General features: G+C 49.8%; 24 protein-coding genes. 3 read left to right on the forward strand and 21 right to left on the reverse strand.

The window, feature by feature from the left end; translation table 11 throughout:
• Positions 1-88 precede the first annotated feature (88 nt).
• From VIS94_08590 to VIS94_08645, 12 genes are read right to left on the reverse strand one after another with little or no spacing between them, the layout of a single operon-like run.
• Positions 89-352 carry a hypothetical protein gene (locus tag VIS94_08590; GenBank protein HEY9161129.1) on the reverse strand — a complete coding sequence of 88 codons (264 nt, stop codon included), beginning with the start codon at positions 350-352 and terminating at the stop codon, positions 89-91.
• A gap of 23 nt (positions 353-375) precedes the next feature.
• Positions 376-1,470, reverse strand: a complete 1,095-nt coding sequence (ddlA, locus tag VIS94_08595; GenBank protein ID HEY9161130.1) for a D-alanine--D-alanine ligase — start codon at positions 1,468-1,470, stop codon at positions 376-378.
• Complete coding sequence (gene yihA / locus VIS94_08600) at positions 1,467-2,057, reverse strand: ribosome biogenesis GTP-binding protein YihA/YsxC (protein ID HEY9161131.1); 591 nt, start codon at positions 2,055-2,057, stop codon at positions 1,467-1,469. The genes ddlA and yihA overlap by 4 nt, the downstream gene beginning before the upstream one ends.
• 3 nt (positions 2,058-2,060) lie before the next feature.
• A complete protein-coding gene (locus VIS94_08605) occupies positions 2,061-3,197 on the reverse strand; it encodes a pyridoxal phosphate-dependent aminotransferase (GenBank protein HEY9161132.1) in 1,137 nt (378 codons plus the stop codon).
• Between the two features lie 2 nt (positions 3,198-3,199).
• Positions 3,200-3,511, reverse strand: coding sequence for a hypothetical protein (locus tag VIS94_08610; GenBank protein HEY9161133.1), 312 nt, complete (start codon positions 3,509-3,511; stop codon positions 3,200-3,202).
• A gap of 16 nt (positions 3,512-3,527) precedes the next feature.
• Complete coding sequence (locus VIS94_08615) at positions 3,528-4,358, reverse strand: hypothetical protein (protein HEY9161134.1); 831 nt, start codon at positions 4,356-4,358, stop codon at positions 3,528-3,530.
• Positions 4,359-5,207: a 4Fe-4S dicluster-binding protein gene (locus VIS94_08620; GenBank protein ID HEY9161135.1), complete on the reverse strand. Its 849-nt coding sequence runs from the start codon at positions 5,205-5,207 to the stop codon at positions 4,359-4,361.
• A 3-nt stretch (positions 5,208-5,210) separates the two neighbouring features.
• Positions 5,211-6,605 carry an HD domain-containing protein gene (locus tag VIS94_08625; protein ID HEY9161136.1) on the reverse strand — a complete coding sequence of 465 codons (1,395 nt, stop codon included), beginning with the start codon at positions 6,603-6,605 and terminating at the stop codon, positions 5,211-5,213.
• The gene (hisD, locus tag VIS94_08630; GenBank protein ID HEY9161137.1) at positions 6,574-7,860 is read right to left on the reverse strand and encodes a histidinol dehydrogenase; all 1,287 of its coding nucleotides are present in this window, start codon (positions 7,858-7,860) and stop codon (positions 6,574-6,576) included. The genes VIS94_08625 and hisD overlap by 32 nt, the downstream gene beginning before the upstream one ends.
• Before the next feature lie 4 nt (positions 7,861-7,864).
• On the reverse strand, positions 7,865-9,130 hold the full coding sequence (gene murA / locus VIS94_08635; protein HEY9161138.1) for a UDP-N-acetylglucosamine 1-carboxyvinyltransferase: 1,266 nt from the start codon (positions 9,128-9,130) through the stop codon (positions 7,865-7,867).
• Positions 9,131-9,176: 46 nt separating this feature from the next.
• Positions 9,177-10,877 (reverse strand): ATP-binding protein, encoded by a 1,701-nt coding sequence (locus VIS94_08640; GenBank protein HEY9161139.1) that lies wholly within the window; start codon positions 10,875-10,877, stop codon positions 9,177-9,179.
• Positions 10,874-11,554, reverse strand: coding sequence for a response regulator transcription factor (locus tag VIS94_08645; GenBank protein ID HEY9161140.1), 681 nt, complete (start codon positions 11,552-11,554; stop codon positions 10,874-10,876). Before VIS94_08645 ends, VIS94_08640 begins: the two co-directional genes overlap by 4 nt.
• Before the next feature lie 185 nt (positions 11,555-11,739).
• On the opposite strand from VIS94_08645, the gene VIS94_08650 reads away from it, so the two are divergent.
• Positions 11,740-12,948 carry a hypothetical protein gene (locus tag VIS94_08650; GenBank protein ID HEY9161141.1) on the forward strand — a complete coding sequence of 403 codons (1,209 nt, stop codon included), beginning with the start codon at positions 11,740-11,742 and terminating at the stop codon, positions 12,946-12,948.
• A 73-nt stretch (positions 12,949-13,021) separates the two neighbouring features.
• On the opposite strand, the gene VIS94_08655 is transcribed toward VIS94_08650, so the two are convergent.
• The 5 genes from VIS94_08655 to VIS94_08675 all read right to left on the reverse strand — a co-directional run bounded on the left by VIS94_08655 (position 13,022) and on the right by VIS94_08675 (position 19,234).
• Positions 13,022-13,783, reverse strand: coding sequence for a DeoR/GlpR family DNA-binding transcription regulator (locus tag VIS94_08655; protein HEY9161142.1), 762 nt, complete (start codon positions 13,781-13,783; stop codon positions 13,022-13,024).
• Between the two features lie 48 nt (positions 13,784-13,831).
• Positions 13,832-15,823, reverse strand: a complete 1,992-nt coding sequence (locus VIS94_08660; protein HEY9161143.1) for a beta-galactosidase — start codon at positions 15,821-15,823, stop codon at positions 13,832-13,834.
• Between the two features lie 79 nt (positions 15,824-15,902).
• Complete coding sequence (locus VIS94_08665) at positions 15,903-17,384, reverse strand: fucose isomerase (protein ID HEY9161144.1); 1,482 nt, start codon at positions 17,382-17,384, stop codon at positions 15,903-15,905.
• Entirely contained in the window at positions 17,362-18,282 is a 921-nt protein-coding gene (locus VIS94_08670; protein HEY9161145.1) for a class II fructose-bisphosphate aldolase, read from the reverse strand. The genes VIS94_08665 and VIS94_08670 overlap by 23 nt, the downstream gene beginning before the upstream one ends.
• Before the next feature lie 16 nt (positions 18,283-18,298).
• The gene (locus VIS94_08675; protein ID HEY9161146.1) at positions 18,299-19,234 is read right to left on the reverse strand and encodes a carbohydrate kinase family protein; all 936 of its coding nucleotides are present in this window, start codon (positions 19,232-19,234) and stop codon (positions 18,299-18,301) included.
• Between the two features lie 301 nt (positions 19,235-19,535).
• On the opposite strand from VIS94_08675, the gene VIS94_08680 reads away from it, so the two are divergent.
• Both VIS94_08680 and VIS94_08685 read left to right on the forward strand, forming a co-directional pair.
• Positions 19,536-19,769, forward strand: coding sequence for a hypothetical protein (locus VIS94_08680; GenBank protein HEY9161147.1), 234 nt, complete (start codon positions 19,536-19,538; stop codon positions 19,767-19,769).
• Positions 19,770-20,022: 253 nt separating this feature from the next.
• A complete protein-coding gene (locus VIS94_08685; protein HEY9161148.1) occupies positions 20,023-20,910 on the forward strand; it encodes an EFR1 family ferrodoxin in 888 nt (295 codons plus the stop codon).
• A 13-nt stretch (positions 20,911-20,923) separates the two neighbouring features.
• Here VIS94_08685 and VIS94_08690 read toward each other — a convergent pair whose 3' ends face one another.
• The 4 genes from VIS94_08690 to VIS94_08705 form a co-directional block, all read right to left on the reverse strand.
• Complete coding sequence (locus tag VIS94_08690; GenBank protein HEY9161149.1) at positions 20,924-22,093, reverse strand: Gfo/Idh/MocA family oxidoreductase; 1,170 nt, start codon at positions 22,091-22,093, stop codon at positions 20,924-20,926.
• Between the two features lie 35 nt (positions 22,094-22,128).
• Positions 22,129-23,355: a PLP-dependent aspartate aminotransferase family protein gene (locus tag VIS94_08695; GenBank protein ID HEY9161150.1), complete on the reverse strand. Its 1,227-nt coding sequence runs from the start codon at positions 23,353-23,355 to the stop codon at positions 22,129-22,131.
• 350 nt (positions 23,356-23,705) lie between these two features.
• Positions 23,706-24,914 (reverse strand): CehA/McbA family metallohydrolase, encoded by a 1,209-nt coding sequence (locus tag VIS94_08700; protein HEY9161151.1) that lies wholly within the window; start codon positions 24,912-24,914, stop codon positions 23,706-23,708.
• Positions 24,915-24,959: 45 nt separating this feature from the next.
• A complete protein-coding gene (locus VIS94_08705) occupies positions 24,960-26,576 on the reverse strand; it encodes an alkaline phosphatase (GenBank protein ID HEY9161152.1) in 1,617 nt (538 codons plus the stop codon).
• Positions 26,577-26,698: the final 122 nt, after the last annotated feature.

A 26,698-nucleotide genomic window follows, 5' to 3' on the forward strand; every position in this document is an offset into this window, starting at 1 on the left:
GCCCGTGTTATATAAAATCCGAAAAAGCAGACAAGTATGATAATGAAACCTGCAAGAAACCTTATCTGAATGTTGCCAGATTTGTTCCTTAGAACCATTTTGGCTTGATGGGTTTGTCTGAAAATGTCTGGTGCACCGGGGGCGGCATATGGTCTCCCGGCTCAGGAGTCAACCGGGGCGGCTTTGGAATTTCCGGGGAATGTGGATGATGCATGCTGTCATCAGGTTCTTCTTCCTCTGCATGCGGCTGTTTGACCACGAACTTTTTACCGAGCAGCTTCATGATCATTGGCGCCAGAAGAAAAACCGCTATAATGATTATGGAGATCAGATTCTGTTCTTTACCTTCCATGACATTATTTTATCACAAAAATTTTACAAGTCATATCCGGTTTTCAAACGAAACTGTTTTTCGAACCTTTCTAGGGCGAGCCCTATAAGTCTGTCTATGAGTTCTTTATATGATATTCCGCATGCTTCCCACAATTTAGGGTACATGCTTATCCTGGTGAAGCCTGGTATCGTATTGATCTCATTTACTATTATCTCGCCGCTTTCTTTGAGGAAAAAATCAACACGCGCCATACCTTCGCAATTAAGCGTTTCATAGACTCTTTTCGCCGTCTCACGGAACTCGGCAACTTTTCCTTCTGGCAACTTGGCCGGAATTTCAAGGATCGCGCCGTTCTCATCTATGTACTTTGCCTCGTAGGAATAGAACTCATGGTTTGGAATTATTTCACCGGGTACTGAAACAATGGGATCGTCATTTCCGAGCACTGAGCACTCAATCTCCCGGCCTTTTATACATTCCTCTACAAGGACCTTCATATCGTATTCAAACGCCTTTTTGACACCGGCCATAAACTCTTCTTCTGAATCAGCCTTGCTGACGCCTACAGATGAGCCCATATTCGCAGGCTTGATGAAAAGAGGCAGTCCGAGTTTTTCTACTGCCTTCTTGAAATCGGCGTCAGCTTCCTTTCTAAGCGTGATAAAATCGGCGATCCTTATACCGGCATCCCGAAGCAGCCTCTTTGCAACATCCTTGTCCATTCCCACTGCGGAACCCAGCACACCGGCACCGACAAATGGGATGTCGGCAAGCTTCAGCATGCCCTGAATCGTGCCGTCCTCGCCGTATGTGCCGTGCAATACGGGAAATACGACATCAAGGCGGCCGATTGCGGTTTCTTTCTTAATGTCCATGAGCTGTTTGCTGCTTTCGCCGGGGACAAGGGCAAGTTCGTTTCCGGTTTTATTAAGCGCAATGAGTTTGGGATTGGTTTCATTGAGAAGGTACCCTGTCTCATCGGTCAGATGCCATCCGCCCTCTTTGTCCATACTGATGAGAACAACCTCGTATTTATTCCTGTCAATCGCTGCTATCACGTTTTTTGCAGACTGCAGCGAGACCTCATGCTCGGCTGAACGTCCGCCGAATATTATCCCTACCCTGATTTTGCTCATGACATATCTCCGGGCGCTCCAATGGAAGATTCCACTATTTGCCAGACCTTATCGATGCCCGATCTGTCAACCGAAGATACTGCAATTACCTTAGCGGTTGACGATGCTTTGAGTGCCGCAATCAGCCTGTTTCTTTCCGACATGTTCACCTTGTCGGCCTTTGTCGCGGCAATAAGTACGCCAACTCCCATCCTGGATGCAATATCGATCAGCATCCTTTCCTCTTCCTCGATATCCCTTCTGATATCCATTACAATAATCAGCAGTTTAAGGCTTGCATTCCCCGTGAAATAGCGCCTTGCCAGTCCGTCCCATTCCGATTTCATACCCTTTGCGATCCTGGCATAGCCGTAACCCGGCATGTCCACCATGTAGATCGGAGGCATCTCAACAGTCTCCACAATAAAGTAATTGATGTTTCGCGTCTTGCCGGGAACCTTGCTTGTCTGGACAAGGTTTTTCCTTCCGAGCAGGGCATTTATCAGTGAAGACTTACCTGCATTGGACCTGCCTGCAAACGTAACCTCAGGGGCATGCTCCCTTGCGTCATGGACGGTGCCTGCATAATCCGCATGCTTGATTTTCATATATCACAAACCCTTCAAGTACAGGCCTACCCTGCGGATGCCTTCAATGATATTAGCCTCGGAATTGGCATAGGAAAACCGTATAAAACTCTTTACCTCATGCCCGAAGTCGATACCTGGCGTCACGCCGACACCCGTGTTCTTGAGTATGTCAAATGCAAGCCTGTACGAGTCATCCGTTATATGATCGATATTCGCCATTACATAAAATGCGCCGGTGGGTCTTGACTCGACCCTGAAGCCGTATTTTTCCATTTCGGAGAGCATTACAATCCTGCGTTTTGCGAAAACCTCCTTCATGGCCTCGCAGTCGGGACCGGCTTTTTCAAGGGCGGCCACTCCCGCCCACTGTGCAAAAGAAGGCGCGCATATTACAAGATTCTGCTGCAGCTTCTGCGCAGCCCTTATAAGCCTTTTCGGGAATATCGCCCAGCCAAGCCGCCAGCCTGTCATGGCCCAGGCCTTTGAAAAACCGTTAATGATAATGGCATCGTCTGTGAATTCTCTCATTGTATGCTGCTCGCCTTCATAAACAAGGCCGTGATATATCTCGTCGGATATTATCGTTATGCCTGATTCGGCAAGCGCAGCCATCCTGTCCCTGTCCAGACACACGCCCGTTGGGTTTGACGGGGAATTTATGAGTATGGCCCTGGTATTATGATGAATGGCAGCCCTCACCCTATCGGGATCGAGCCTGAATCCGTCGTTACGTGTAGGCACATAATCTATCACTGCATCCAGAACGCGTGCAAAGTTCGGATAGCATGCATAGCGGGGATCGGTCATGATAATACTGTCACCCGCATCCAGCAGCACTGCAAATGCAATGAGAAGAGCCGCGGATGAACCTGTTGTCACAAGCACCTGTGAAGGGTCAACGTCAACCCCGTATGTTCTTTTGTAATGTGCGCATATCGCCTCCCTCAGTTCGGGTATGGCCAGAGAATGCGTATAATGGGTCTTTCCTTCTTCCATAGCCTTTATGGCCGCCGTCCTGACGCAAAGAGGCGTGTCGAAATCGGGCTCGCCCACTTCGAGATGAATGACGCCCATTTCATTGGGCAGGTCATGCGCCGCCTCGAGTATGTCCATTACAAGAAAGGGCTTAATGTCTTCTGCTTTTCGCGAGATGTGCATGTCTATTCCTTAAAGTCTTTATTTTCTTCAGTTTCATCCGGCAATCCTGTTTGTCTTCTGAATCTGATAAAATAAATTACAGGCCAGGGGAGTACAATGAGCGTGCTCAGCACTGACAGGTGCCATCCTTTGCTGATAAGAGAGCTGCCAAGCTGTTCCACCCTCCAATCCGGCGCAAGAAGGCCGCATATGACGAGCCCGAACCAGACATACAAGAAGAGCATTACATGGAAGTGATACCTGAGAAGCCATACAATCCGCCTTTTGAGGCCCTTATCCGGAAATGAAATGTCTTTTTCTGATGTCTCATTCATGACAGTCACCCCTTTATCAGATGTTGAACAGTATGGTAACCGGTAATAAAATCATGATGACAATCACCATGAGGTATAAAACGACCGTTTTTTTGATCTCACCCCAGCCGTTTTTGGATTCAACCCATCTGAACGAGAACGAGAACATGAACACCAGCAGAATCCAGTCTATGAAATTGATGAGCGGGATACCCAGAATCCTTGTGGGATACCTGAGGCCGTCTGGAAAGAACCCTGCAAAAAACCTGAGTACCGCATTATCCGGCGTGGTCATGAAGACATGGTTATCAAAATTGTAGGCGTCTATCACCCCGGGACCGATCGATACTACGCCCTTTTCACAAGGCACCCAGAGCCACCAGTTGTATATCGTGGCAAGAGGGTCTTCTATGAGGTCAATCATCACGCAGATGCTTGCATCGATCACAGCCAGGAGAAGTATGGTTTTTACGATGGAACCTTTGAATAATGCAAATTCCCTGGCTTCCGGGTGGTATCCGTCCTTTTCATAAGTCTTCAAGGAGCGCGGCCCGTAAACTATGCGGTTCGTGAATTCGATCACGATATATACTATCGCCACCCAGGAAAGCGGGTTTAAAAGAGGCGTCGCATAAACATAAACACTGAAGCCGGGGTATATGTACGCCCCGCAGAGCACGCCCAGATTTTCAACGACCGCGGTAAGGAAAAAACCTGCCGAAAATTCCCTCAGTGTCCTTTTCCATCCGTGCACCCAGGTGGAATGCGCAAAACATAAGACGAACATCGAAATGAGGCTCACCTCGAACATCGTCTTCATGAAGCGCGCAGGTTCAATCCCGAAAAGATCAAAGAATGCTCCCGCCATTCATCGCTCTCCGGTTACATGTTCCGGCCATCTTTTTCTGGGGACCATGCTTATTGCATTGTTGGGGCAGACCTTTATGCACTGTCCGCACCCGTAGCACCTCTCATACGATACCAGTGAAGACTGTTTTTTCCCGTTCCTTTTTATCACCTGCCTCGCCTTGAAGTGGCAGACCTGCGCACATCTCCCTCTACCATCACACTTCGAGTTGTCCGTAGCTGCAATCAAGTCGCCGTGAATAATCACTCTGGATTTATACCCTATGGCCTCGTTTGCAAGAAAGGGCGCGCATGTGGGTGAAGAGCAGTGGCATATTCCGGCGTCCCCGTCCCTTATCACATAAACGTTTGACACGAGTCCCATGTTCTGGCAACTCGTCTCGATTTCAAGAAGTTCCTTTTTGCTTATTATCCGGTATGTCTCGAGCCTGCCGAACTTTTCGCCGCATGTGCCTATCTGGATATCGACATCGATCGGGGTATCCATGAACATGTCGAGCCTGCCACCTGCAATATCCCTTGCATCCGGCCCGAGATCTTTGGCCGTATCCAGCCTGCATGCGCAAGGGCCCGCAGCAATGGGAAATTCCTCCGGCAGTTTGTCGATATAATCATATATTTCGTTAGCGCTCATGATTTTTGTCACGACGGTCGCCGATGCCAGGACATCGAATATCCGGTGCACCAGCCTTATGGGCAGTTTCTTTTCCGCTTCGAGAAACCTGAGCACCGCTTGCATCACAAGAGGTTCCCTAGGGGCGTAAAATTCTATGAGCTTTTCCCGGCCCTTTCTGTCATGGATCTTTACCCTTTCCTCACGGTCTTTTAGCCAGGGTTCCTTGTCTTTCATTCTTCAGTCTGACTCTTTCAATTTGATAAAATTCAAAGCTTCGCTTTTATTTGTTATTAGACCTTCCGCACGGGCCTCCTCGACCCTGACAAGAAGCTTGCCGACTTCCGGGCCGGGTCCTATCCCGAGTTCAGCCATGACATCGTTGCCGTTTAAAAGAGGCTCTTTCCTGTTGTTCAGATACACATCAATATAATATTCCCAGATGCGTCTTATCATTTCTTCAATCTCTGTCCTGACGCCTATATAGCCGGGGTCTTTACCTGTAGCCACGGCATCGGCAAGAGAAAGAAGCAGGAGTTCCGGCATGAATGCTTCAGCGTTCTTTATAAGCCTATGCATCGCCTTTGTCGTCATTATTCCGCCGCAGGCCAGATCCAGGACCCTCATATGCATGCCGATCAGTCCTGAGATACTCGAGCAGAAGGCGGATGAAAACCTGAGGTTCCTGCAAAGCGTATCCGCAATTTTCGCACCAGCGCCGGCATGGGCATAAAAATGCACCATGCCGTTTTCAGCGTCTTCGCGAGTCGAAGGTTTCCCGATATCATGCATAAAAGCGGCAAGCCTGAGCATGCAGGCCCTGTCAATGCCGTCCTCAACCTCTTCGGACAGCATAGCACCTGCCCCCGGCAGGAGATCTTCCGCTTCGTCAATAAGCGCATCAACGGTCTCGGCAACGAGTGTGGCGTGCTTTATAAGCGGCCAGCGGTGGTAAACACCCTGATATATGTCTTCGTATCCCGGAAACAGGATTTCCCTGATTCCCGTCTCTTCCATGAGGGAGAATATACCTGCGCCTCTCTTATATGAAAGGGCGCAGACCAGCTCCTGTTTTATCCGTTCCGGTGCGATATTTTTCAGCCCCGGCGCATATTTCTTTATCAATGAGGTCGTGCCGTCCTCTATCGAGAACTCGAGCACTGCAGCAAACCTGAGACATCTGAAAGTCCTCAGTGCATCATCTGCGAACCCTTTTTCCGATACGGCCCTGATAGTCCTGCTGTTAAGATCGCTGACACCGTTTAACGGGTCATGTATTTCCATGTTTGCGAGGTTAAGCGCAATTGCATTGATGGTGATGTCGCGGTTAAGAAGGTCTTCATTCAGGCTCGACCCTTTGGGTGCGCACACGTCGAGAGTGATGCCATCTCTCGATACGGTCCTTGCTATGCCGCGGCTTTCGTCCATCCAGAACGGTTTCGAACCCAGGCAGGACGCTAGTGTTAAGGCCTTGTCCCATACGTTGCCGAAGGTAAGTATGTCGTAGTCGACGGGGATTTTACCGAGCAGCAGATCCCTTACACTGCCGCCGACAAGGTAGTCGCTCTCATCAAGAGTCCGGCTTATCCGCCTGATTACCTCGTTATCTTTTGCGATAGTCCACTGCTCGGGCATGTGCCTCCAGGTCTTCCGCCCGGGCAATACAGGCCGCCTTTGACCCTAGCTCGAGCACAGCTTTTTCGGACATTCCGACAATGGAAGTCCTTTTCACAAAATCATAAACCCCCAGAGGCGAGTAGAACCTTGCCGTCGAGGAAGTCGGCAGCGTGTGATTGGGGCCTGCTATATAATCGCCTATCGATTCCATTGAATGGTATCCGAGGAATACCGCCCCGGCATTTTCAACTCTGCCTAGCAGTTCAAAAGGATTTCCGACCATGAGCTCCAGATGCTCAGGGGCAATCATGTTGGCGATGTCGAGGGCCTCGCTGATATCGTGCGTAAGGATGAACGCCCCGTGGCTTGCAAGCGATTCATTAGCGATATCCTTCCTGGGCAGACTTTCCATCTCGCTTTCAATAAGTTTCATAACTTGCGCCGCCAGCTTTTTATCCGGCGTAATAAGCATGGACGAGGCCGCCGTATCGTGTTCCGCCTGAGACAAGAGGTCTATCGCCACCCATCTCGGGTCTGCCCCGCTGTCTGCGACAACGACGATCTCAGAAGGCCCGGCCACCGCCTCGATACCTATAATACCCTGCAGGATTGACTTTGCATGGGCAACATAGACATTGCCCGGGCCCACCACCTTATCAACTCTCGGAACGGATTCGGTACCGAAGGCAAGGGCAGCAATCGCCTGGGCGCCGCCTATTCTGTAGATTTTTTCAATGCCGGCAATGTGTGCGGCCGCAAGCAGTGCGTTATTCACCCTGGCCTTGGGAGTCGGTGAGACAACGACAATATTCTTTACCCCTGCAATTTTCGCAGGGATCACATTCATGAGAAAGGTGGATGGAAATGCATTCCGGCCGCCGGGAGTATAGACGCCAACACTCGCAATCGGCGTCACTTTCTGCCCCAGGATGGAACCGGTTTCGTCCGTTGTTATCCATGAATTTTCCTTCTGCCGCAAATGAAACGCCTCAATCCTTTCAGCCGCAGTCAAGAGCGCGTCGTAAAGGCTTTTATCAATTTTCGATGCAGCCTTGTTTATCTCCTTTGAGGTAAATGCAATACCGTTCTTCTCAGGATCGTATTCATCAAACCTGCGTGTAAGGTCAAAAAGGGCCTTGTCTCCGTCTTCCCTGACTTTTTCTATAATCTCCCTGACAACGATATCGATATCAGGCGAAGTGATCCTCTTGCGGTCAAGGATTTCATCGAGTTTAATTTTCCACCCTGTCTCGGATGTTCTGATGGTCTGCATGATATCAAAGACCTCCCTTTTCTCTCCTGATCGAAGCCCCGACGGAATTCAGTTTCTTGTCGAGCCCTTCGTAACCCCTGTCCAGGTGGTATATGCGGCGGATTTCCGTATAACCCCTTGCATTTAGCCCTGCCAGAACAAGGCTTGCCGATGCCCTCAAATCCGTCGCCATGACGTTGGCGCCTTCAAAGCGTTTAATGCCGTGGATAATGACCGTGTTCCCTCTTTCTTCAAGATTGGCACCCATCCTGATCAGCTCCGGCACATGCATGAAGCGGTTTTCGAATATGTTCTCGGTTATGCTTGAAACGCCTCCCGCAATGCAGGCAAGCGTCATGATCTGAGCCTGCATGTCAGTCGGAAAGCCCGGGAAAGGCGCCGTGCTGACATCAACGGGCTTTAAGTCCACATCGCCGTCAATCTCGATTATTCCATCTCCGGCTTGAGTTATTTTAATGCCCATATCGTTCAGCTTTTCAGATATGGCCTCTACATGATCGTTTCTGGCGTTCTTAATCCTGAGTCTTCCCTTTGTTACGGCGGCTGCAACCATAAGGGTGCCCGCTTCTATCCTGTCCGGTATGACCGTATGCTCAAGTCTGCCCAGCTCTTTTACTCCTTCGATGGTTATCGTGCTGCGGCCTGCGCCTTCGATATGTGCGCCCATTGCAATAAGGGCATCGGCCAGGTCAACAATCTCGGGTTCCATAGCCGCACCTTCGATTATTGTCGTGCCTTCGGCCAGGCTTGCAGCCATCAGGACGTTTTCCGTACCGCCGACCGTCGTGTTGTTGAATATAATGCGTGAGCCTTTAAGCTTTTTCGCCTTTGCATAGACATAGCCGTGTTTAAGTTCAATCTCGGCCCCCATTTTTTCCATCGCCTTTAAATGCAGGTCAATAGGCCTGACCCCGATTGCACATCCTCCCGGCAGTGAGACCTTGGCCTGTCCGTATCTGGCCAGAAGAGGCCCCAGCACGAGGATGGATGCTCGCATGCTCTTGACCAGATCATAAGGCGCAGCAAAGCAGGTTATATTCGAGGGGTCAATCTCGACGACACCGGACTCAAGCCTTTCCCATCTGACACCCAGCACGCCCAGTACTTCCAGCATGGTTTTTATGTCCATCAGCTGGGGAATGTTTTTATATCTGCACAGACCGCCGGCAAGAATAGAGGTGCATAAAACAGGTAGCGCTGCGTTTTTTGAACCCGATACACACACATCGCCGATGAGGGTCTTGCCGCCGTCGATAACAAACTTGTCCATTTTTCAACCTCGGTTATTTTTTGTGACTATATAAAGTATTGGACAATTATTCAATCGGCAGTGTTACGGTAAAGACCGTACCTGTCAATGGTATGCTTTCAGCAGTGATCCTCCCGTTGTGAAGGGTAGCTATATGTTTTGCAATCGAGAGCCCCAGACCGGTTCCTCCAACACTGCGCGACCTGGACTTGTCGACGACATAAAACCTTTCGAATATCCTTGCAAGGTGCTCTTTCGGAATCCCGATACCCGTGTCCCTGACGGTTATTATTGCATTACCGCCTTCGGTCCTCAATCCCACTAAAACCTCACCCTTTTCGGTATATTTGATGGCATTGTCTATGAGATTTGTCAGGAGCTGCTCTATCCTGAAGCTGTCCGCTGATATGGCAACCGGCCTCAGGTCGGTCTTCAATGAAAGGCCTTTCTGTGTGGCTTTGGGTTCAAAGAGTGTTACGATAGAGTTTATCACGGAGCTCAGTTCAATCTTTTCCACACTCATGCTGACAGCCCTGTCCTCAAGTTCCGAGAGAATAAGCAGGTCCTGGACAATATTTATAAGGCGGTCCGTGTGGCGTTTTACGATATTGAGGTACTCCCTCTGCTCCTCACTGGCATCATCCAGGATTGTTTCGACAAAGCCTTTTATCGCTGTGAGCGGTGTCCTCAGTTCATGGGATATATTGACGACCAGTTCTTTTTTCATCTGTTCGATCTTTTTCATATCTGTAATGTCGTGGAATATAAGGACATGACCCGAAATAACTCTGGTAGCACTTGCAAGAAATACTCTGCCCGATATCTCAATTTCGGTCTGGGCATGATTAAGGCCGATGTCAAAAATATTCTTAAGCGATTCCGAACGCAGAATTTCCCAGTAAAATCTGCCTTCAGGGCTTAATGTACCGAGAATATCCTTTGCGCTGGCATTGACGATAACGATCCTGCCGTCCGAATCGAGAAGGACAAGACCTTCGGACATGGATGAAATGATGCCTTCGAGTTCGTCTTTGTGCCTCACAGTGCTGTCAAAGTATAAAGAGAGCTTTTCGGTCATATCGTTGAAGCTGTCCGCCAGCCCGCGGAGTTCAGCCTCCTCCATTCTCCTGACACGAATGGAAAAATCTCCTGAAGCGATTTTTCTTGCCGCGTTTCTGAGTTCAAGCACTGGCCTTGAAACCCTGACCGAGAATATGTATGCGACAATAAACGATAAAATGCTTATAGCACACAGGATGAAAAGAAGCCGCCATTTGAGCTTGCCGAATATATATCCTTCAGACGGCAGGCTATAGCGGATCACACCGATTATATTTCCGTCTTTCTTCAAAGGTACGGCCACATATATCATTTCCTTCAGCACGCTTGCGCTGTACCTAACTGAACGGCCGGTCTTTCCGCTGTATGCAGCAGCTATTTCAGGCCTTGATTTGTGGTTGTACATGGTAGAAGGGTCGACAGCCGAATCAGCCTGAACCACGCCTTCAGAGTCAATCACAGTTATGCGGTTCATGTTGAGGTTGCCGTAATGGCTGACCACAGACCTCAGTTCTTTTATACTACCTTTCGAAAGCAGTTTTGACACCTTCTCATAAACAGGCCTGTTTCTTATTATCAGCGAATTTTCCGTTTTTTCGATGTAAAAGTCATAGATGACTTCAAAGGAGAGGAAAAGAGTTACGGCCGATATTATGACGGCGGTTATAAATAATCCCGTAAAGACTTTAAGAAACAGGGATTTCTTCATTCTTCAATCCTGTATCCCACACCCCTGACATTCTGGATGAGAGATGCGCCCTCTCCGAGCTTTTCTCTAAGGTTTTTTATATGTACATCGACGGTACGGTCAATGACCGCTTTTTCGTTTCCCCATAAATGATCCAGTATCCTTTCCCTTGAAAATACCTTCCCCCTGTTGGCGGCCAGAAAGGCCAGTATCTTGAATTCGACGGCAGTCAAAGTGACGGCTTCACCTTTGACCGTCACCCTGAAACGCTCATGGTCGATTTCGATCAGGTCTCCTATTCTTATTATTCCCTGCGGCAATCCCCCGGTCCTCCTGAGTACCGCTTTTACACGGGCCACCATTTCACGCGGGGAAAAGGGTTTGGTGATATAGTCATCGGCCCCGGTATCGAGGCCTGTCACCTTGTCGGACTCCATGCTTTTGGCTGTAAGCATGACCACAGGGATTTCCTTTGTCTCATCGTCGGATTTGAGAGCTTTGCATATTTCCATGCCGTCGGCATCGGGCAGCATCAGGTCAAGCAGTATGAGGTCGGGCTTTCTGATCCCTGCAATGAACTTCCTGAAGCTGAAGGCGTCATGGAAACCGGCGACCTCAAAGCCAGCCTTTTTAAGATGCAGGCTTACAAGATGCAGGATATCCGGTTCGTCATCCACTGCCGCTATTAAAAATGCCATGCGTTTCTCCTGATAGGGTTAGTAATTATATATTTACAGCGAATATTGATTGCCAACAATCATAAACAGCGGCTTAACCATTTTTTCATAAACCGTTAACCGATTTTTCATATCCCGTTAACGGCATCCTAACTGCCTGCCGGTATTAACTTTCACAAAAATTTATTTGTTGAAAGGAGACTTGCATGGGCAAAAAATGGATTTTAGCTTTAGCAACAATTATTCTGATTACAGGTTTCCCAATGGCATCACATGCCGCCAAATTCAAGCTTGCTGACATTGACTGGGAATTAAACGGCAGCATCAGACTCGATGCAGGCTACAGATTTTCCGACCTGGGCAGCACACCCGAAACTCCTGCGGGACAGGAATCGAAACAGACCGACTGGTTCCTGGAAAATCCCGGAAACAGCAGATTGGGGCTCAAGGCTACATACAATGGCGTGTTGGCTTACTATGAGGTTGCTGTCCCGACAAACACCTCCAGCTGGACCACCAGACACCTGTATGCAAAATACAGTTTCAACGATTCCAGCAGTGTGCTTCTGGGCCAGACAACATCGCTGCTGGCACCGCTCGATCCCGAACAGCACCTGAGGCAGGACAAGCTCTTAAACGGTTTCGGCAACCTCTACCCGAGCCGCAATCCCCAGTTCAGATATTCGTATAAGACTGGCGGACTTACCGCAAACATTGCACTCGAAGATACGAAGACCGCTGTTTCCGACACGGCCTTCAGCGGCAGCCATATGGTTGACAGCTATGTTCCGGTTGTACAGGCATCGATCGAGTACAAGACCGACAATTTCATGATCATGCCCAGCGCGTATTATCAGACCTATGAACTCAAGAAGAACGACGCAGTGGATACGACAAATTCCATCAATGTGACCTCATGGGCCCTGGCCCTCGACGGCACTTTCAAGACCGATGTCATACAACTCGCGGCAGAACTATGGTTAGGCCAGAACCTTAGCACATTTTCCATTGACCAGCGGTCTTCCACCAGGAAGACAACGACCATGGGCGCGCCCGTTGCAAATACCGCAGGCAACGACATAAAGAACGTGAACAGCTACGGCGGATGGGTACAGGCGGGCATTCCCATAAAACCGGTAACCATATATGCCGGTTATGGAATCCAGCAGTCCCAGGTGAAGAAGACCGATACGAACTCGGTCTTATATGAAGACTGCGTGACTACACAGGGCGCATTCATAAATGCCAAGTGGGAGGCTTTGAAAGGTTTTTATATCCAGCCGGAAGTGGCTTATTTCTATAACGGCAATGACGCACAGAAGACTTTGACTGCAAAAGATACGACTTATGCAACAGGCGAGAATAATCTCGGAAGCGACCTCTACGCGGGTGTTCACTTCCAGTACGATTTCTGATACCTACCACTTCCCCTACGCCCCCGGTGCAGCTAAAGCCCGGGGGCTTTTTTACAGGAAAAATATACTTACCTCATCTTGCGATGATTATTTTTACACCGGCCTTTTTATATTGCTTCATTACTGCCGGAGAAAGGGACCCGTCTGTAATGATGTTCTTCGTATGCTCCATGGGCAGAAAGGTGTGGAAGGCAGGAGAAGAGAATTTGGATGCGTCGGCCAGGATATAGCTCTCTCTCGCATGTGCATGCATTACTCCTTTGATTTTCGATTCATTGACATTGTTCGATGCACAACCCATTTCGAGAGAGATACCCGCTGCCCCTATAAAGGACTTGTTCACATAGAAGCCTGAAAGACAGGATTCCGTTATGGGGCCACCGAATGCCCCTTCACGTTCTTCAAAGCTTCCTCCTGTGCAGATGATATTTATGCCCACCTTGTTTTTCAGGATATTTATGATGTTCAGCGAATGGGTGATGACGGTGATGGAGCGGTTTTCCGGAAAAGACTCGGCCAGATAGGAGCATGTTGAACCTGCATCGACAAAGACCGTATCATCCCGTTCGATAATGGAAGCTGCATACGCCGCGATCTTCCGTTTTTCGCTTATGTGCTGATTGATGCGGCTGGCGATATGGGTGCTTACCAGAAGATTCTCGACCGGTATTGCACCCCCATGCACCCGTGTAATAAGCCGTTCCTTCTCCAGCGCAATAAAATCGCGTCTGACAGTCATGGCAGAAGTGTTCAGGTGCTGGGCAAGCTCTTCCACCGCACAAAAGCCGTTTTTGTGCACGAATTCCAGTATTTTATTCTGTCTGTATGTCAGCATCGCATTGCTCCAGGATAATTTTTTTGCTTGGTTCTTTCATGTCAGGCCCTATAAAATCAGCATCCCGTAAGGTTTAATCCATTTGCCTGAAATCAGTTTCGATTTTGGAGTGTGATTCAGGACGACCCTGAATTTTTTTCCATCATCACCCATGCGGTGGACAACTTCAACACCGTTACCGTTGAATTCAGGCTTGAGTCCTGCTTTTTTGAATATTTTTCTGAACAGAACAAAAAGTCCGAGAGGGTCAGGCGAAGTCCCGAGATAGTAAACAGTGCCCTTGCCGTAATTATTCCTTGTAACAGCCGCCGTCCCGCTGTAATGCTTCTTCCTGTCACTGTAGTAAGCAATAGCCTTTGCTGAAACCGGCTCCAGCAGATCGGCCCAGACTTCGCCCTTTGCCGGGATCAGTCCAATTTTTATCTTCACTTTGTTCCTGTTGAGGGATTCGAACCTTTTGATTTTCACCCCAGCCAGTTTGGAAAAGAGCCCCGGAAGGCTGTCGGTTATCGCAAAATTTTTCATATCGCGGGTTCCGGCGCGCCATCCCAGGACAAGGGTCCCGCCTTCATGCACCCATTTTTCTATCCGTTCGACAAACTCAGGGTCGGCCATCTGGTACATGGGAAGGCTGATGATCGAATATCTTGAAAGATCGACCTGTGACGGCTTTTTCACATCGGCATTTATGTTGAACAATACATACGGCGCAAACCATCTCGTGAGTTCAAGCTCATATCCAGCCTGAACATATGGCGTAGGTTTTTCGTAAAGCCCTTTTGAGAGATACTGATCCCAGAGAACACGCATGTTATCCTTGTCATAGAGAAGACAGGCCGGTGTTATGATTGAACTCCTGACTATTTTATCATGAACTTCCCTGTTATCGATTATGTTTTTCTTGAGCCTAAAGTATCTCTCTGATTCGGAATTGTCGGAATCCAGAATTCCGTAGCCGAGCTGTTCCGAGCCGAAGCGCGATGTTCTCCATGGAAAGTAGAACAGCCTGTCAGCGCCGTGAACGATCGCATGGTTGGTCCACAGCACAATTTCCTCATAAGGAGGAAGATATCCCAGGCACACATGGCCTTGAGCCTCAGCGAACTGTTCGAAGATTGTGAAATTGTTTCTGTCCTTGAAGCCGCGGATCGCGGCAAATGCATAGGAGTTGAAGTAATACGGGAACGGTTCGTCCTGATCCCCCCACACCGGATAATTGCTGTAACCGGCAAAATCCATGTTTTCCGCCATCCGGGCATGATCAATGATGTTGCACACAGGCGGTATGTAAAAGTTGTGGCTTATCCATTGTTCAGGGGCGATGTGTTTTCTCAGCATTGCTATCTGATCATCGACGAAATTTACCGCCGAGTCGGAACAGAATCGGTAGTAGTCGAGCTGAAGTCCTGCATTGTGCGGCAAAGGCTGTTCAGTCGGTATTGGAACCTGTTCAAAGGAAGAATATGTCGTGCCCCAGAAGACCGTACCCCAGGTCTCGTTCATTTTTTGAACGGACTCAAATTTTTTTCTGAGCCATGCATGCCATTTTTCTTTGCAGTTCCCGCATATGCAGATATCAGTACCCTCATGTCCCAGTTCGTTGTCGATCTGCCATCCGACGACATTCTGATTTTTCCCGAAGTGCCGTGCGATGCTCTCCACAATTGAAAGGCTTGCCCCATGGTAATGCCCGGAATTGTAGCAGCATTCGCGGCGCGTGCCGAACTGCCGCACCTTGCCGTCTATGGAAATCCGGATGATATCGGGATGTTTTTCAGCAAGCCACACCGGAGGTGTAGCGGTGGGAGTCCCAAGCACGGATTTGATGCCATGCCTGGCAAAAATATCTATGACCTCATCAAAGAGTGAAAAGTCATAGCACCCTTCCTGAGGTTCCAGAATGATCCATGCGAATTCCATCATGCGCACCAGCCTGACGCCCATTTCCGCCATCCGCCTTGCATCCGATTCCCACAACGACCTGTCAGCATGTTCCGGATGATAATCCACACCAAACTGAAACTCTTTTTCTCCCATCATTCGCCTCCCTGGCTCAACCGGTTACACGGCAACGGATTCATGCAAGCATCCCCTCGATAAACATTATACAGGCCATGCCTCATTTCTGAAACGGATTCTCCGACGGATAACGAACTCCCTGCGGGAGGTTATAAAATATCCCGGAGATTCCAAGCATCTTAAGGGCTGAGAACAGCGGACGACCCGCATGGCTGAATGCGACAGCAGTATGATGCGGGAACTTGTGCTCGATGAGCACATGGCGGTAAAATCGTGCCATCCCGGAAACGGCAAAGACACCGGTGCCTCCGAACGAGCGGGGATTGACATCAAGCACTTCGCCTTCGGCGATATAGGCCTTGAGCATGGTGTCTGCTGTGGACTGAAGCCTGAAAACCGTTACATCACCCGGCCTTAAAGCACCCTGAAGAACGCCACGGGTGGTATCGGGCTCTTTTCCGTTTTCTATAAGACGGTTCATGAGAAAGTGATGCGTAAGCTTTGCCCCGGCCATGCATGCATATGGCGTATTGCCGCAATGAAACCCCATGAAGAGGTCGGTCATCCGATAATTTTTTATGACCTTTTTAGAGCCCGAGATCATATCAGCAGGCACGGTATTGTTGATGTCCAGTATTGTGGCGGGGAGGTCTGTCGCGCACATTGCCATATACTCGCTCAATGCCCCATAGACATCTGTTTCACAGGCGACCGGCATTCCCTGCGACGCAAGTCTTGAATTCACATAGCATGGGACAAAACCGAAATATTTCTCAAATGCAGGCCAGCATTTGTTTGCCATTACGCCCCAGGAACAGACGCCAAGATTGTCCCGTACGAATTGCGAAAGGGCCAATTCATATTGAGCCAGCCTCGGCAGGAGATCAGGATAGGGATTGCCTCCAAGCTCTTTTGACATGTCTTTGACAATTGCTTTTATCCCGGGGCTTCCCTCTGCGTCCTGATAGCACTTAAGCAGATCGAGTTCGCTGTTTTCCATGATCTCCACACCCAGATCATACAGAGGCTTGATCGGGGCATTGCATGTGAGAAAATCGTGAGGCCGCGGTCCGAATGTAAATATCTTCAGATTTTTTAGCCCGATATGAATCCTTGAAACAGGTATGAATTCAGCGATCATGTCAGCAATCTCTTCAGGTTCGCCCATGGGATATTCGGGGATGTACGGTTTAAGCCCGCGCAATCCGAAGTTATAAGAAAGACTGAGCATACCGCAGTAAGCATCGCCCCTTCCATCCATGAGGTTTCCCGAAGACTCCTCGGCCGCAGCTGCTATCATCACCGGGCCGCCAAAACCCTGAACAAGCAGACTTGCAGGTCCCTCAGGACCGAAATTCCCCAGATAAAGAACGAGGGCGTTGATTCCCGAATTATTTATCTCATCCAGAGCGGCAGGGATATCCTGCTCGGCTTCAACAATCGTTTTCAGCTCGATGACAGGCAGCTTCCTCATGCTGCAAATCCCGGCGACCTTTGTCCGCCGCGCCTCTGAAAGAGAGGCCGGGAAACAGTCACGGCTGACGGCTATCAAACCTATTTTAACATCCGGCATGTTCTGCATGCTTTTCTCCTTTGCCGCCATTCATGAAGGCCTGCTTAGATTGCTGCTGCGCCGCTTTTCCTGACGTGCGGAACAGATCGAGATAATAGAGGCATCTCTCGTAATGCGCTTCCCTGGCCCCCTGGATAATTTTGTGGTAATCGGAGCCGCTTTTTCCGGCCGCATCCTGCATCTTCTTGGTCGATGCCAGCACCAGGTCGGTGCCGATATTTATCTTGGCAATGCCCGCATCAATAGACCCCGTGAACTGGGCCTCGCTCAGACCGCTCCCCCCGTGGAGCACGAGCGGTACCTCAACCCGTTCACGAATCGTCTGCACAAGTTCGAGGTCAAGCCTGGGTTCACCCTGATAGACGCCATGCGCGGTCCCGAACGCCACGGCCAGACAATCGACACCGCTCTCGGCCACGAAGCGTTCTGCTTCGGCAGGATCGGTAAAGCCCCGGCGTTGCGAACCGAAAGCTGTGTATTCCTGGCCGCTGCCGACATGGCCGACTTCCGCTTCGACACCTGCGCCAACGGCATGTGCGGCTCTCACGACAATTCTGTTGGCTGCGATGTTCTCATCAAGCGGCAGTTTCGACCCGTCCAGCATGACATCGGTGAACCCGAATGCAAGAGCACGCATGCACTGCTCGAAGCTCGTCCCGTGATCCAGCATCAGCGATACCGGAACCGTGACGTCCTTGCATATTTCGCGAACAAAGCTGACATACGCGCCTATTTTACGATCATCTATCAAATGTGTGTAGATTCCCAGTATCCCTGGAGCCTTACGCTCCTCGAGTGCAGCCACTATTCCTTCGACGGCAGTCATTTCACAGAAATTGAACAGCGGAACGGCATATTGTTCTCTTTGCGCTTTTTTGAGTTCACTGATCATTGATTGAAGCGGCATAAATTCTCCTTAAAATTTATTTTGGCAGTTCAATGTTATGCATTTTCAGAAAGGACTTAACTTCATCATAAACAGGAAAACGGTCATGACCGCCCAGTCGCGTGCATGTCAATGCAGAAACCGCTGTGGCGAAGCGTGCGACAGTCTTCAGGTCCCATCCTTTGAGCAACCCCGTTATATATGCACCGTGAAAGACGTCTCCCGCGCCGGTTGTGTTCACGACAGTCACATCGAAGGCAGGGGTATGGAAGGCCTCGTTCTCAGTCATCGTATAGCAGCCGCGCTCTCCCACCGTTTCAACGACAATGCGTGGGCCATCGGCCAGCATCGCCCGGCCTGCCTTCAAGATATCATGTTCGCCTGAATATGCGGCGGCAAAACCCTCCCCGCAGATTACTATGTCGGTCAGGGTGACAAGCTCCCTTTTCCAGTCAGGTACCGCTTCATTGGTCTTCCACATGTCTATCACCACTGTCTTGCCTGCTTCACGCATCCATCGGGCCGCCTGAAGACTTGCTTCGGGATAAACGCCGTCAAGAAGAAGATATTCGGCCGAGGTAAGGTAGTCCCGGTCAAGCTCGGCAGGCATTACGGGATTCTCGAGATAGTTTGCAAGCAGAGCGAAGACGCGCTCTCCGGTCTCCTTGTTGACATAAACGAAGATAACCTGGTTCTCCGGAAAAGGTCTTTTAACGATACGGCTGATGTCCACATCATACATCGTCAGCGAATTTCTTTTTATCTCCGATATTAAATCATTGCCGATCGTGCCGATATAACCGGTAACGGCCCCGAGACGTGAGGCCGCAACCATGGCCGTCCCCGCAGGTCCGCCTCCCTGCATCGTGAAAGCGTCAACCAGGCCGCCCTTTTCCCATGTCGGCATTTCCGTACATGACATGACTATATCTACACATCTTAGACCCATGCCTATGATTTCCGGATTTCTCATATACGTCCTATCCTCCGGGGCAGGTACGCCCCGTGAAAACGATTGTCTGTTTTATTATTATCTTAATTATCAGATATAATGTTCAAATTGTTTATTTAATTACATTTGTCAAGGCCCAATCTGTTAAAGACTATTGCAGTGACACATGGACTGTTTTCATATATCTTTTCCGGCAATGGAAAGACGGACTGCACCTCTCACCACATGCAATACCTGCACAAAACATCTCGTGGAGCTGTGCTGCAGAAAGAGCCTCTTTTTTAGGCTTTTTCGCATGCCGCTCATTTCAGGAATGCGGATCATGTCATATTTTCACGGCATTGACCTTGATGACTATCCGGTAAGGACGGAGCGGTGCAAAAACTGCGTCAGATTCATGAAAAATGCGCTCAAGGAAAGATCCCCCGTATTCGCAAGACTCAATGAGCGGATAAACCCGTATTTCAACCAATACCGCGACCGGCTCGTGAGCGAAGACGACAAGGCCCGTGCGAAAAGTCTTGCCGCTGAATTCATGGAATACGAGTGCGATTGAACCTGCGTTAATAAATTCTGATTTAGAACCTAGCACCAGACACCTGGAAAGGGAGCTGTTTGCTGCAACTTCTTGTACTTGAAGACCGGTGTGCCCCAGGACGGCTGGCCTCCAGAGACCATGCCCGAGATCAACACAAACGAATAACACCCGTTCCCGGTTTTATAAACATTTCATGAATACGACTCCATCTTCCATTGCCAGTTGCAATGCTCAATCATCAGGTTCATAAGTCCGGATTAAGGAAGCTCTCATGACTAAACCATTCAGGACAGGGATAGCGGTATTCTCGGGAACAGGCAATACGGCCCATGTGGCTGGACTGCTCGCAAAAAACCTCGCTGCAAAAGGCGCGGAAGTCGAGATTAAGAATATCGACTCGAAGATGTTTGTCCAGGGGAACAGCCCATACGTGGATTTCATACCCGGCAGCTACGATATCGCAGGAATCGGCCACCCGGTGCTGGGATTCGGGCCTTCCCCTCTCGTTCTTAAATTCGCAGAGGCCATTCCTGAAGGTAAAGGCCGGATGTTCATCTTCAAATCCGCCGCGGACAACCACGTGATAAACAACTCGGCGTCCGAAGATCTGATAGAGATCCTCAAAAGCAAGGGCTATGACGTCTTCCACGACTTTCTCTATGTCATGCCCTGCAACTGGATATTTAAATATGAGCGCCGCTTCAGCCTGCAGATTCTCGACGAGGCTGAAATAAAGGCGGCCCGGCACGCTGATGAACTCACAGCTGGCGTAAGGTCGGAAATGCCCGTCTTCAGCGGATGGAGGGCTGTCGCACGCTTTTTTCATTTTCTCGAATCAAACTATGGCAGGAAACTGTTCGGCAGGGCGCTCTTGGCCACTCAAAAATGCAGCCACTGTGGGACATGCATAAAAAACTGTCCGGCAGGCAACATCCGAAAGGAAAACGATAAAATCGTTTTCGACGAGGATTGCCTCTTCTGCATGCGGTGCGTATACGGCTGCCCGGAATCGGCCATAACAGCGCCGGGACTCAACTGGTGCATTGTCAAGGGAGGCTACAGATTGAGCGATTATGAGGGTGCCGCTGACGCGGACCGCACCTTCATCACGGAAAACAGCCGCGGATACTGGCGGCACTTTTATGATTATTTCAGATAGAAGGGGTGTGCTGCTACCACTCTTGTTTCAGGAAAACCGCGCGACCTGTCCTTGCTGATTCGTACACCGCAAATACCAGTTCGATATCCGAACGGGCTTCTCTGCCGCCTACGCGTGGAGGTTTGCCGGTATCGAGGCAGTTTATGAAATCCTTCATCGCCTCGCTGTAGACGTTGTAGCCCGCGAACTCCTCTACGATATCCATGGTGACACCGGTTGCAAAGGTCTTATCGATGACCGCATCCGGCAGCTCATCATCGGCCAGGTTCTTCATGTATTCCTTGATACCGCAGATCACAGCGGGATCGACGCCGTGATAGTATTCCTTCACCTTTTCGCTGAATACCTTGATCTCGGCTATCTCGAACTGAAGATGTCCGGGCAGCCTTTTCTCCGGCGACTCGATTATGCTGCCGGCGTTCCCGTATATGGCCATCATCGGCACCAAGGGCGCAATGCGCGCGTTCCATGTGAGTATTATGCTGGTCATTATACCGTTTTCATGCGTGAGCGTTATGATCGAGGCTTCATCGACATCCCATTTTTTATCCGGGCATCTGGTCGTTGCATAAATGCTTTTAACAGGCCCGCCCAGCACATTCGCCATGGCCATCAGATGAATGCCCCTGTCGAAGAGTACGCCGCCTCCGCCGGTTTCGGCTTTCATGCGCCACTCGTACGTCTTCATGCATGCCAGCATGTTTATGTAGCCTGAAAGCTCGTGTATGTTTATCATGAAGGGTTCGCCGATCAGGCCCGCAGCCATGAGTTCAGAGGCCCTGACAACACCTGGTTCGTACCTGAAGTTTTCCAGAACGGCCAATACGAGGCCCGATGCAGCGGCTTTTTCGATCATTGCGTCTGCCTCTGACAGCGAATTGGCAATGGGCTTTTCAATAAAGACATGCTTTCCTGCATCGAAGGCTTTCATCGAGGCACCGTAGTGCAGATGGTGGGGAAGGCAGATGTCGAGTGCATCTATACGCTCGTCAGTCAGCGCTTCATCCATTGTTTTGAAGATGCCGGCCGCATTGTTTTCAGCTGCTATTTTTACCGCAAGATTTTCGTTGGAGTCACAGACATAAAGGTCGGCCCTGTCACTGTGATTGCCCCATTGTTTTGCATGGACATGTCCTATCATTCCACAACCTATAAGACATATGCCGTATCTGTTTTTTGCCATGTAAGGCTCCTTTTATCATATTTTAATGTCGACCGTCATCTTGTCCTGACACCATCGAGCGCCCGGGCCAGATCGCCGATTATATCATCCGCGTCCTCTATGCCCACGCTCATCCTGAATATGCCTTCTCCTATCAGCCCGAGGTATCTGAGCTTCTGCTTTTCGTTGAACACGGCCATCTCTTCGAAGAAGAACCCTGTCGGCAGATAGAAAATAAGGCTCTGGTCATGACCCAGCGAAACCGCATGCGTAATGAGTTCGAGCCTGTCAAGAAACGCGAAGTGCTCGTCGATGCTGGCCTTCAGGTTGAAGTTGAGCATGCCCGACGGGGCCTTCATCTGTTTCTTCGCAAGCCTGTACGAAGGGTGGCTTTTAAGGCCCGGATACCGGATGATGTCCACCTTCGGATGAGATTCCAGGAATCGGGCTACCTTCTGCGCATTGGCGCAATGCCTCTCCATCCTCATGGGAAGCGTAACCGACCCCCTTATGATGAGCCATGCATTGAACGGGCTTATGCAGGCGCCCAGGTGTTTTACGCCGTCCTCGCGCATCTTATTCAAGAGTTCCGTGGGACCTATGATAGCTCCGCCCAGACTGTCGCCGTGGCCGTTTATGTATTTGGTAGCGCTGTGTATCACTATGTCGGCCCCCAGTTCAAAGGGCTTCTGCATAATAAGGCCTGACCACGTACTGTCAACGACCAGCATCGCACCCGCCTTGTGCGCGATTTCGGCGATGGCCTTTATGTCGCATATAAGCACAAGAGGGTTTGCGGGCGTCTCGACATAAACGACCCTTGTGTTTTTCTTAATGGCGCGCCTGACTTCCTTGACATCGGACGTGTCCACCATGGAGACCTCTATGCCGAATTTTGGCAGCATATTCCCTATCAGCTTCTGAGCGCCGGTGTAGCACACTTCGGAAGCCACCAGATGGTCGCCGGCCTTCAGCATGGAAAAGAGCGTCGAAGAGATCGCCCCCATGCCGCTTGACGTAACTACGCAATCCTCGCCGCCTTCAAGCCTGGCCAGCCTTTCCTCGAGATGTCTAACTGTCGGGTTGTGCTCCCTCGTGTAGTTGAACTTGTTTAGATTTTGATAAGTTACCTGTTCGAGAAGCTCGATGAGGTCCGTCGAAAGTTCATAGGAGTTCGCCATGTGTATGGGCCTTCTGATCGCCCCGGTATCGCCGTCCGTACCCTCGCCCGCGTGGACGCACAAAGTATCCGTCTTGAAATCGTTATTTTTACTGTGAGTCATTACAGCCTCCTTGAATAATGCGGCTTATCAGCAATTTCGATTGTTCAATATATCTGATTGCCGTGATGCCTTACAGCATTATTTGAAAATTATTTGATGCAATCCGGGAGGAAAAATGAAAAGCAGTCCTTTTGCGGTATTGAGTTACGGTGAGATAAAGACAACGGGGTCATGACCAAAAGCGACATCAGGAGCTGATGTCGACACAGCGGCAAAGCGCACTCCGGATGATTTCTTTGCAGCCGGATGGGAAAAATAAAAAAAGGCGGGCATATGCCCGCCCAATAGAAGGAGTTGTGACTACTCCAAAAAGGAGTCCTTTTAAAACGGTAAAAATCCGCCGTCTGCCGTTACCATGTAAAAATCGGATTGGTTATTGCCGCAATGAAGCCCTGGAGAAGCTCTCCGAGTGGATTCGTCGAGTTAGGATTGGTTATCTGCCTCAATTCCACCCTGTAGTAGTCACCTTCTTGAGGCTTATCGATGAAACTCACGTTGTAATCAGCGCTCAGGCCCATAGAGTATTTGAACGGCACGCCGTTCTTTATTATGAGCACACCCGACGGTACGGAGACGCCTCTTACCCTTGTTATAAAATAGACGTCTTTGCCGTATGAGCTTTCCGGTATAGTCCCGCCTGTCATGACGTCATATTCAACATGCTGCGGCGCATTGGCGTAATAGTCCGTATCGGCCAGAAACTCCAGGAACGGTCCGTCGGGCGATGTGCTGATGAAAGTGCGCCCTTCCTTTATTCCCTTCAGAATTTCTTTGGCTGACCTGTCCCTGGCGTAAACCCATGTGGTAGGATGTCCGACGTCATTGTAAAGTGTCTGGAAGCCGGGCTGATGGGTGTGTGAGTCGCTTCCTCCGACCATAGTGGGCCTGCTCCCTTTATCCAGCCAGTTTTTATATAAGACATTCACGCTCTTGAAGTTCAGGTTTGGAAGGAGATATTTCGCATTCCAGACCTCCATGGCATCCGCACCCAGGCTCTCTTCATAGGAATATTCCCATGCGCATGTAAGTGCGCTGGGATGATTGATGGAAAAGAGTATCTCCTGGCCGTATTCCCCGGCCATCGCATGTGTTAAGGCTATGGCCTTTCTGGCGTCGCCCAGGGTCTCCTTAAGGGCGTCCCAGTCATATGGTCTGTCAGACCATATATTCGCATGCCCCTTGTCCGAAGTCCATTCAACGCCGTACAGAAGGATCATTTTTTTCGAATAATATTGGCTGTCCAGCCACTGATCCGCGGTGTTGTGGTCAGTCAGGACGAAATAGTCGAAACCCTTGCCTTCGGCGATGTCAAGGACATCGCATACCGACGAATCACCGTCAGAGTAGAGCGAATGGGTATGGAGATCACCCTTGTACCATCCGGGTTCGCCTGCCTGTTCTGTTTCAACGGCTTCATTGGAGGTATCCGTTCCTCCTGTCATTACTGTTGTCTGTGAATCCATAGACACAGCGTCTGAAGTAGAGGAATCGCCGCCTGACTGGCAACCTCCCAATACAAGCAATGCCATGATGATAACTGCCAACAAGTATTTTTTCATATTAAAGCCTCCTCACAGTATTTTCTCAAAACCGATCTTTCATGTTCATTTGCCGACAAGAAGACCGGCGGCCTTTTCAGGAACAAACCATCTTCCCTGATTATAGATTGCCGGACCTTCGAGGCTGATTCTCTTTCCCTTAACTGTTGCATAGCTCCTGTTAGCCTCTATCCTGATTTCCCTGCCGCCTTTCGAGGCAACGAATACGGGATTGAGGGGGTCGGTCGCATCCGTTCCGGTTTCGACCCCTTTGCCGGAAAAAAGTGTGTCCGCATCGGTGAAAAGTCTCTTCGTTGTTTTTGCAAGATCAACGCCCAGGTAACCGGCGGTGATTTTCGCGATGTCGGTGTTGTCAATCACGCCCGAGGGCTTCACTCCGCCCGGCGCATATGCATACAGGTTCACATCTTCGCCGGTATGCCCGAAGGTTGTAAAGCCGATGATCGACCTCGCTCCCATCATGGGTCCAAGGACGGTATTCAATTCGCCTTTGTTTTTCAGACAGTCTTTTATCTTCGATATTTCTTCGCCGCTCAGGTCGCAAATGCCGTAGGAGCTGCATACGGTCCCGGTTACGGTTGCATCGTCGGAGGCACCCTGCAGTTTAGCTTCGACACCCTCTCCCGTGTTTTCGGCCTTTTTGATGACATCCAGGAGATCGCCAAGCTGTCTTTTGTCATAATCTTTCGATGTGGTTTCGTCGCCGATGCTTATGCCGCTGTTTCCGTGGTCGCTCATAATGAGAATAGCGGTATTTCCGTCTTTTCTGGCAAAGTGAAGGGCCGCCTCCACCGCCTTGTCGAATGCCTGCATGTCACTGATGATTCCCACGGGATCGTTGGCATGCGCCGCCCAGTCTATCTTGCTGCCCTCCACCATAAGGAAAAATCCTTTGGGATTCCCGGAAAGAATATCTATAGCCTTTTTCGTCATCTGAGCTAGCGAGGGCTCTTTCTGCGGGTCTCTGTCCATATCGTAGGCCATTGCGACAGGCGCGAACAACCCGAAAACCTTTGACTTCTTGAGTGAGTCCATTTCAGACGGTCCGGTTATAACCTGATAACCAAGGCTCTTCATCTCGGAGATCATATCCTGGCCGTCTTTCCTGCCTTCGGGTGTAAAGTATTTGTATCCTCCGCCGAAAACGACATCCATTCCGGCAAAGACCTCCTGCTCGCTCAAGGAGTCATAATTTTTCCTGCTGATGTCATGACTTGCGAACGCGGCCGGAGTTGCATGCATGACCTCGCATGTCACGACAAGGCCTGTTGACATCCCTTTCAGCCTTGCCGCTTCGAGCACGGTAGCGACAGGAGTCTGTCTATCTTGGGGCCTTAACGGTTTAAGACCGGGCATCGTATTTTCTTCGGGAAGCATCGATATATAACCGGTATGCGACTTGAAGCCCGTTGCCATTGCCGTTGCGGCAGGGGCGGAATCTCCGATAAGCGAGTCGGCGTTATGAGTCCTTACCTGTCCGCAGAGAAGCCCGTCCATATTAAGCGGTGCGCCTCCCCGGTACCATCTGGTCAAGGTTACGGAAGTCACGCTCATACCGTCGGGTATCATGACAATGACGTTTTTGTATTGTCTTGCAAAGGCTGAATCCGGCAGTAAAACCATCAGCATCGAAATCAATCCGACCAGAATCCTCGTTTTCATGAGAAGCCTCCCCATATAAGTTACATGCCGAATAGATCACGAATGTTAAACCAGTGTTAACGGACGATTAATTTTCAGACAAGTTTTCGTTAATCAAAAAATAACCATTATTTAATACGCTG

It is taken from the genome of Desulfomonilia bacterium (assembly GCA_036567785.1).
Lineage (GTDB): Bacteria > Desulfobacterota > Desulfomonilia > UBA1062 > UBA1062 > DATCTV01.